Source organism: Microcystis sp. M049S2 (assembly GCF_020245625.1).
In the GTDB taxonomy this organism is placed as follows: Bacteria; Cyanobacteriota; Cyanobacteriia; order Cyanobacteriales; family Microcystaceae; genus Microcystis; species Microcystis ichthyoblabe_A.
On the sequence record NZ_JADBUN010000096.1, the window covers coordinates 52,376 to 61,244 of the forward strand.

5 protein-coding genes are annotated in these 8,869 nt (G+C 42.0%); 3 read left to right on the top strand and 2 right to left on the bottom strand.

Annotated elements, in window-relative coordinates; genetic code table 11:
• The first annotated feature begins 134 nt into the window (after positions 1-134).
• Positions 135-482, top strand: a complete 348-nt coding sequence (locus tag IM496_RS08525) for a YkgJ family cysteine cluster protein (protein WP_002752908.1) — start codon at positions 135-137, stop codon at positions 480-482.
• Positions 483-671: 189 nt separating this feature from the next.
• The gene (locus tag IM496_RS08530; RefSeq protein WP_287661725.1) at positions 672-2,096 is read left to right on the top strand and encodes an AAA-like domain-containing protein; all 1,425 of its coding nucleotides are present in this window, start codon (positions 672-674) and stop codon (positions 2,094-2,096) included.
• Between the two features lie 350 nt (positions 2,097-2,446).
• On the opposite strand, the gene IM496_RS08535 is transcribed toward IM496_RS08530, so the two are convergent.
• Together IM496_RS08535 and ychF are read right to left on the bottom strand one after the other, a co-directional pair.
• Entirely contained in the window at positions 2,447-4,480 is a 2,034-nt protein-coding gene (locus IM496_RS08535; RefSeq protein ID WP_194016817.1) for an N-6 DNA methylase, read from the bottom strand.
• A gap of 327 nt (positions 4,481-4,807) precedes the next feature.
• A complete protein-coding gene (gene ychF / locus IM496_RS08540) occupies positions 4,808-5,899 on the bottom strand; it encodes a redox-regulated ATPase YchF (protein WP_002732084.1) in 1,092 nt (363 codons plus the stop codon).
• 571 nt (positions 5,900-6,470) lie between these two features.
• On the opposite strand from ychF, the gene IM496_RS08545 reads away from it, so the two are divergent.
• Positions 6,471-8,504 carry an elongation factor G gene (locus IM496_RS08545; protein WP_287661726.1) on the top strand — a complete coding sequence of 678 codons (2,034 nt, stop codon included), beginning with the start codon at positions 6,471-6,473 and terminating at the stop codon, positions 8,502-8,504.
• Positions 8,505-8,869: the final 365 nt, after the last annotated feature.

Genomic DNA, 8,869 nt, shown 5'->3' on the forward strand with positions numbered 1-8,869 from the left:
AAGCTTTCACTCCCGATCGCCGGTTGAGATTAAAACTATCGAGGGTAATTGCTGCTGGAACGGGAAATAGGGACTATTTGCTAGTAAGCTAGTCAGTAGGTACTAGGATTAATTCATCGCGGCACACCGGTTATATGGCCAATTGGAAATGTATTAAAAATTGTGGAGCTTGTTGTCAACTAAATCCCGATGAGCGTCCTGACTTAGAAGAATATCTGACTCCCGCACAATTAACTCAATATCTCAGCATGGTGGGGGAAGGGGGTTGGTGTATAAACTTTGATCGCCAAACCCGTCTCTGTACCATTTATGACCAGAGACCAGAATTTTGTCGTGTTCAACCCGATATTTTTGCCAAAATGTATCAAATTGCACCGGGAGAATTCGATCAATTTGCGATCGATTGCTGTCATCAACACATTGAGGATCTTTATGGGGAAGATAGCCTAGAAATGAATAGCTATCGTCAGCAAGTAGGCTAAGATTTACCCGTATCCCAGAAATAACTCAGACGGAGAAGAAAATAAGTGGTCTGGTTATTTTCCCTAGCTTCTCGATGGCTAAATCAGTAAAATTACGGAATTGATTGTTTCCCTGTTGAGGATAAGTCTATAGGAAACTCAAAACCTCTAGGGGTGCAGAGTTTGAGTTCAGGACAGGGAAAAACTATCATGAAAAAACCAGAAAAACAGCGCCGCAGACGCGGGGTTATCCTCACCTCCACGGGACTAGAAAAAATACTTACTGCTAAACAAGAAGCGGAATATCGGGATAATTGCGGTCATCGTTTCACCCTAGAAGTCCTCAGCGAGAAAACTCTTTTAGGGGTAGATACTCTGATGAAGGTATTTGCTTGTGAATCGGGAGTGGATAAACAAACCCTGAAACATTGTTTTCAAGCCTTTAATTTAACTCTAGAAAATAGCGATTATTATCGTCCTAACCTACCAGAAACTAATAGTATTAATCCTCAACTATTGCCTGAATTACCAGAGGGACAAGTCCCCCTCGATTCCCCCTTTTATATTCACAGAAACAATCTAGAACAGACTTGTTATCAAGAGATCTTGCGCGGGGGTAGTCTTATCCGGATTAATGCGGCCAGAAAAATGGGAAAAACTTCCCTGATAACCAGAATTATTAATTATGCACAACAACAGCAATACCATACACTTTATTTTAGTTTTCGGTTAGCAGAAAGCTCAATTTTTCAAGATTTAAATCACTGGATGCGTTGGCTTTGTGTTAGTATTAGTCGCCAGTTAGATTTAGACAATCATCTCCCACAGGATTGGGATGAATTCTTGGGTGGTAAAATTAACTGTAAAATCTATCTAGAAAAGCATATTCTCTCCCATCTTGATCGCCCTTTAGTGATTGCCTTTGATGATCTTGAATATCTTTTCCCCTATCCACAGCTAAGGGAAGAATTTTTTAGTATTCTGCACCTCTGGCACGAGGAAGGCAAAAACAAACCTCTCTGGCAAAAATTACGTTTAATTGTTGCCTATTCCCCTGCACAGGAGCTTGATAAAACCTCAGATACCTATCAATCTCCTTTTAGTCTTGGTTTACCGATCGAATTGCCTAATTTTACCAGCGCACAAGTACGAGAATTAAGCCAAAGACAGGGATTAGATCAGAATTTTGACTCCGAAAAATTACGGATATTTCTAGGGGGTAATCCCTATTTAACTCGTCTTGCTTGCTATCATATTGATCGGGGCAATTGTACCCTAGAAACCATTCTCGCTAATTCGATTAAGGAGGAAAGTAATATTTTTGCAGATCATCTTAAACGTTTACTTTCACATCTGCAATACTTAAAGGGCAATTTAGCGGCTATCTTTGCTAAGGTGGTGATGGCGGAAAAAGACATAGAAATTGATATAATGGCGGCTTTTCACCTAGAAAGTCTCGGACTGATTCACCGACAAGGTAAGTTTTGCCGAGTCAGTTGTCCTCTCTACCGTCAATATTTTGGCCAATATTTCCGGCAACGTTCTGTTTTTTTGCCTCAAAAAACTTCTATCCTCGCCAAAAAAATTACGCTTGCTCACTTTGATACTTCCGAAAAAAGTCGCTATGCTATCTAGTTTATAGTCCGTTAGGCGCTCGACTAACACAGAATACATTCTAAGTAAGTAGTTATAATTAAATTGAAGATAGATTTTGCCTCTGATCCCCCTATCCCTTATAGGGATCTTTCTTAACAATTTTTTCAGTAAGCACTCCAACCCTTATCCTGACTTGATTTCAGTTTTTTCTTTGTCAGTAAGGGTGTCAACAAGGAATATTACAAATTGTTAACCGAGTCTTGAAAGCTTTATGCTACAAAGGTTTGAAATGTTAAGAAAGATGTGACTAAAGGAAAGAAGGGGGGTGTCTGATAATTTTTAATCCCTACCTACTTAAGACTTGTTCTAAGCTTAACCTGCTTTTTGCCTTACTCAAATTGGCCAAGTAAAAGACTCATTTCGTGAACAACATTCTCACTTGCCTTTAACGCTTCTTTTCTAATTGCTTGAATTTCGGTCATACTTTTTGCTATTCTCTGCTGTTCAGATTTGGGTGGAATAGGCACTAAAACTTTAGACAAATCATCTACTAAAATAGTAGGAATAGCATGACCTGTCATGTACCTTTTAATCTGACGCAAAAAAAAGTCTGTTCGCATATATACTAATAAAAACAAAGGCTCGACTCCCTGAATATTTCTTAATACTGAAAATCCATTTGAGCAAATTGCTCCGTCTTCATCTTCCGTGATTAGGGCTGTTGCTTGGCGTGGTGTTCCTGTACTTGCTCCTGAAATTGCTGTAATAATATCACCTTTGTACAATCTATAAGTTGCGCGAGATGGGGCCTCGTGTGCCTTGATTATTTGTTGGGAAACAACTTGCATTGTACGATAATCAACATCGGAAATGGCGATATATCTAATTTCACTATCCCTAGCTAAACGAAAATCAGCCGCCTCTCTCAAAATATCGGCAATTTCACCTAAAGGTTTCGCTCCAATAGATTTCAGATGTTCTAATAATTTTTGGTCATTGGGTAAATAATGTTCGGCATCCAGTCTCGAATTGAGCAGGGTATTCTTAACTGTATAAATACAATCGCTGTTTTGTGCAAATTCGCCATTGATAAATGACCTAAAAGAGTGAGAAATATCATCTATATCATCGTCAACTATTGGCAAACCTGATTTTTTTCGGGCTATAACTCCCGACTCGTTGCGCTTATATATTGTTTGTCCTTTAACGTCATAGCCTATTTTTTTGATTTGTGCCATAAAACAAGAATCATTGTTTGCTGGTAATTTTTGAACTACTAAAAGTGATGTTTTGATTCCTGTGCCGTAGGGTACAAAGGCTTCTAGCGGTATGGAAACAACACCTAATATTTTTGTTTGGGAGCGCAACCAATGCCGAATCGGTCCATTAGAGATATTTTGTAATAAACCATCGGGCAGAATAATCGCCATGCGCCCACCTGCGCGCAATAATTTTATAGATTTCTCAATAAATAAAATATCGGGCGACTGACCCGCTAAAACGGCTTGGGAAACTTCCCAACTATTGGACGCTGATTTATGCCATTTCCGGGCAAGAATATATGATTGAAGAATTTTCTGGTCTTCTACTTTGCCTTTATTTCCGAAAGGAGGATTGGTCAAGATAACATCAAAAGAATTATTTAATTTTTCATCTTCGATAAGCGCATTAGTACAGATAATTTCTGAACCTGTGCCACCTTCAAAAACTAAACGAATCATTCCCGAAAGGGCGACATCGGGATTAAATTCAATTCCTGTAATACTTTCTTGCACAAAACTTGCTATATTGAACTCTGGGTTATTTTGTCGAACATGGTTTATTGCTTGAATTAAAAAACCACCACTTCCGCAAGCAGGATCTATAATTTTTTCGTTTGGTTTGGGGTCTATCATTTCAACCGCAAGGCGGACAATTGGGTGAGGGGTAAAAAATTCTCCCCTATCTCCACGCTGGTGTCTATTTACAAAAGTCTGAAAGGCTTCCCCTTTTATATCGCCAGATGTTTTAGTTAAATTAATGTACTGTAACCTGCCTACAATATAAGCAAGAGTCAAAGGTTTTAACTTGAATGTGTCATCGGTGAAAAATCTCCGATAATGATTCTTGATGGAGGTAAATAATTGACTGAGACGCGACATAAATTCATCGGACTTATTGGCGACGATGGCTTTATATTCACTTGCTGTAACGCCAAAATTTACAGATTGCTTGGCAGATTTTTCATCATGAAGTTTGATGATGATTAGTTTAACCATCTCGTGAAAAATCTTGTCTTTGAGCATTCCTTCGTTGGCGTAAATATAATTATGGCACTCTTCAAAAACTGCGGAAAGATTGTTAGAAGGTCGTAATTCCTGAATTTGCGGGAGTTTTTCAGGTAACAGGCTGTCTTCGGAAAATAACAATCCTTGCTCTTTCATTTACTGCGCTTGATTTGAACGTTTCTGGTTGCGGGTTGTTGAATAGATAGAATATTTTTAGCCTTGACTGCATTCCCAGCAAACCAGTCTTTTAGTGGACAGAGATCATCGCCATCTTGATTAAACAAGAACTTGCCCCTATACCTAATTATAGAATCTAAATTAGAGTATGTCAAGAGATAAAAAATTCAGTTTAATGTTAACCAAAGTGATTGAAAAAAGCTGAGATATTGTTGATGACAGAAATTCGGAGCATCTTTCAATTTGACAACGCCAATTATTCAGCCTTTTGATCAGGTGGGTGACACTCACCTGACTTATTTTTAGCTATACATTAAAACGGAATAGTAAAACATCACCCTCTTGAACAATGTATTCCTTGCCTTCACTTCTGACTAAACCTTTTTCTTTGGCCGCGCTCATCGTGCCACTATTAACTAAATCCTGATAAGACACGGTTTCTGCACGAATAAAACCCCGTTCAAAATCCGAGTGAATAACTCCGGCTGCTTGGGGTGCTTTCATCCCAGAAATAATCGTCCATGCGCGGGTTTCTTGGGGGCCAGTGGTGAGATAGGTACGCAGTCCTAATAACTCGTAGGTAGCTTTAATTAAAGATTTTAATCCCCCTTCTTCTACTCCTAAAGAACCGAGAAAATCTTTTCTTTCCTCCTCCGACAATTCCACTAATTCCGATTCTACTTGAGCAGAAACGATCACAACTTTTGCCTGTTCCTCTTGGGCAATTTGACGGACACTTTCTACCCAATCATTACCCGTGGCCAGATCATCTTCGCTCACATTAGCGGCATAAATAATCGGTTTACGACTCAATAAACCGAGATTTTTAATTAATTCTTCTTCCTCTTTGCTTAAATCCACTTTTCGTGCCGAAATACCGTCATTAAGACAAATTAGGATTTTTTCAAGGATAGCCAATTCTTCGGCGGCTTCCTTGCTATTTTTCGCCTGTTTGCGTAAACGTTCCACCCGCTTCTCCACCTGTCCCAAATCCGCTAGAGCTAACTCTAGATTAATCACCTCGATATCCCGGGCCGGATCCACAGAACCGGAAACATGAATAATATCATCATTATCAAAACAGCGCACCACATGAACGATCGCGTCCACTTCCCGGATATTAGCCAAAAATTGATTACCCAATCCTTCCCCCCGACTCGCACCCTTGACTAATCCGGCGATATCGACAAATTCAATCCGCGTCGGCACGATTTTCTCAGAATTAGAGATTTTAGCCAAAACCTCCAGACGTTCATCGGGGACGGATACCACACCCACATTCGGTTCAATGGTACAAAAAGGGAAATTAGCTGCCTCGGCCTTGGCATTAGCCACCAGAGCGTTAAATAGGGTCGATTTTCCCACATTTGGCAGTCCCACGATTCCAGCTTTCAACATAAAAATTGCTTGATAAACATCATCCCGACCTCTCACTATATCAGGCTGCCTCTCGTTTTTGTAAATCCAGTTGATGAGAAAGACGGTGGATAGTTAACAGCTTAGTTAACATTTGCTGAAAAAATTTTTCCTGGAGGTAGGAGACTCCGATTCAGGAGACAGGAGATTATTTTTATTTATTCTCCCCATTTCCCCATTTCCCCATTTCCCCATTTCCCCATTTCCCCATTTCCCCACACCCCACACCCCACACCCCACACCCCACACCCACGAAAAACTTATTTAGCAAACCCTAGTTAACATTTATTCAAGTTCCTTAACTAAAAGTAGGCGAGATTTTACAAGAGATTGCGAGAATGGGATGTAATGCTTGAGACTGAGTTAGGGTGAAGAGTAGGAAAGAATACACCTGTAGCACTGGGCAAAATTATGGCAAGACAGGCCTTTCACTTCTAAATACGTCCTGAGAGTAATTTTCAGTGCTATGACAGTATATTTCCCAAGGGCGATCGAGTGTAAATATCGTCCAATCGCCGCAACTAATCACTAAATCATTGTTGGGGGTATCTGTATGAATCAAAGTATCGGAGCAAACACCCGTAATGTGGCCCTTGTCGGCCCCTACTCCAGTGGAAAAACCTCCTTACTGGAAAGTTTACTTTTCGTAACAGGAGCCATCACCAGAAAAGGTAAAATTAGCGATCGCAATACCGTTGGTGATAGTTCCACGCAAGCGCGGGATCGGCAGATGAGTGTAGAAGTTTCCGTTGCCCATAGTCAATACCAAGACCTAAATTTTACCTTTCTCGATTGCCCCGGTTCGATCGAATTTGCCAGTGAAACCTATAATGCCCTCGTCGGGGCCGGTGCTGCTATTATCGTTTGTGAACCGGTGGTCGATCGAGTTCTCACCCTGGCTCCCTTGCTAAAATTCCTCGATGATTGGGAAATTCCGCATCTAATCTTCATCAACAAGATGGATCGCTGTAATAGTCACTTTAACGAAGTCCTACAAGCTCTCAAATCCGTTTCTAGTCGTCCCCTTGTTCCCCAGCAATATCCTATCCGTCAGAACAACGAAATTATCGGATTTATCGATTTAATCAACGAACAGGCTTATCATTACCATGCTAACAGTCCCGCCGATCCTGTAGCTTTACCCGACCACCTCAAGGAAGAAGAACAGATCGCTCGACAAGAAATGCTGGAAACGATCGCCGAATTTGACGATCATCTTTTAGAAGAACTCCTCGAAGATATTAACCCCTCCCGGGAAGAAATTCTCCAAGACTTAAAACAAGAACTGGGAGCCGATCAAATAGTACCCGTGTTCTTCGGTATGGCGGAACGGGACTATGGTGTGCGTCATCTCCTCACCGCTTTAGTGGAAGAAGCACCGGCCCCGACAATTACCGCCAATCGTCGCGGTCTCGATCCCAGTGCGGATGGGGATGCAGTGGTACAAATCCTCAAAACCTATTTTACTCCCCAGGGCGGTCGCCTCTCCCTAGGGCGAATCTGGCAGGGAACCCTTAACGATGGCATGGCCTTAAACGGTGTGCGGATTGGTGGTATCTATCGTCTCATGGGACAACAACAACAACCCTTACAGCAGGCCCAAGCGGGGGAAATTGTCGCTCTCGGTCGTTTGGAGGGAATCGCCACCGGAGACGTGGTTAGCAGCGGCAGTCAAAAACCCGACCTTCCCAAAGGATTACAGCTTAAACCCGTCTTTGCTCTCGCTATTGCCGCCGTAAATCGCAAGGATGAAGTTAAATTAAGTTCAGCTTTGACGAAACTGATCGAAGAAGATCCTTCCCTCTACTGGGAACAACACGGTGATACTAAAGAAGTGATTCTCTGGGGACAGGGAGAAATTCATCTGCAAGTGGCCCTCGATCGCCTAGCGCGCAAGTATAATCTACCGATGACCACCCATTTACCCCAAGTTCCCTACAAGGAAACGATCAAAACCAGCACCAAATCCCACGGACGTTATAAACACCAAACCGGCGGCCACGGCGCTTTTGGTGATGTGTATCTCGATATTAAACCCCTGCCCCGGGGGGAAGGTTTCCACTTCCATGAAAGCATTGTCGGTGGTGTTGTCCCCAAACAGTATATCCCCGGGGTGGAAACGGGAGTGCGGGAATATCTCGGTCATGGTCCTTTGGGTTTCCCCGTGGTCGATATCGATGTTACTCTCACCGATGGTTCCTATCACAGTGTCGATAGTTCCGAACAAGCTTTTAAACAAGCGGCCCGTCTAGCGATGACGGAGGGACTGCCTAAATGTCATCCGGTCTTATTAGAACCCATTCTATCGGTGACGGTTCTCGCTCCCTCAGAATACACCGCCAAGGTTTTACAGTTAATCAGTGGCAAACGCGGTCAAATTCAGGGTTTTGAAGCTTCTGAGGAGTGGAAAGGTTGGGATCAGGTGACGGCCTATCTCCCCCAAGCGGAAATGCACGATTTGATCGTTGAATTGCGTTCTTTGACTATGGGTGTCGGTTTCTTCCAGTGGGATGAGGATCACCTGCAAGAAGTGCCGGATAAACTGCGCGATGCGGTTTTAGCCATGCAGGGTAATGGTAACAAGTAAAGTCTTCTTGGCTGTCACTAAAGTATAGGGATAAATTAGCAAGAGATGGGCTTTTATTGGCTCATCTCTCCCTTTTGTAGCAAAAAATGACAGAAGGGTTCGATGAGATTATACCAATTTTCAATAATCGTGACTAACATCTGAGAGCGCAATTCCCTTCTCAGAGAGCAATTGCGCTTTGAAATGATCAACTAAGTCTGTCATTACTTTTGAAAAATAATATTAGCCTAGCCTGCATTATTCACCAACTGGCAAAAACCTGATTGTGAGGACATCTCAAAAAACAGACTGTTTTTCAGCCAGATCGCTAGATGAACTTCTTGCCAAGGCTTTCGAGGATTTTCCAAAGTCTTCATGAATAATGC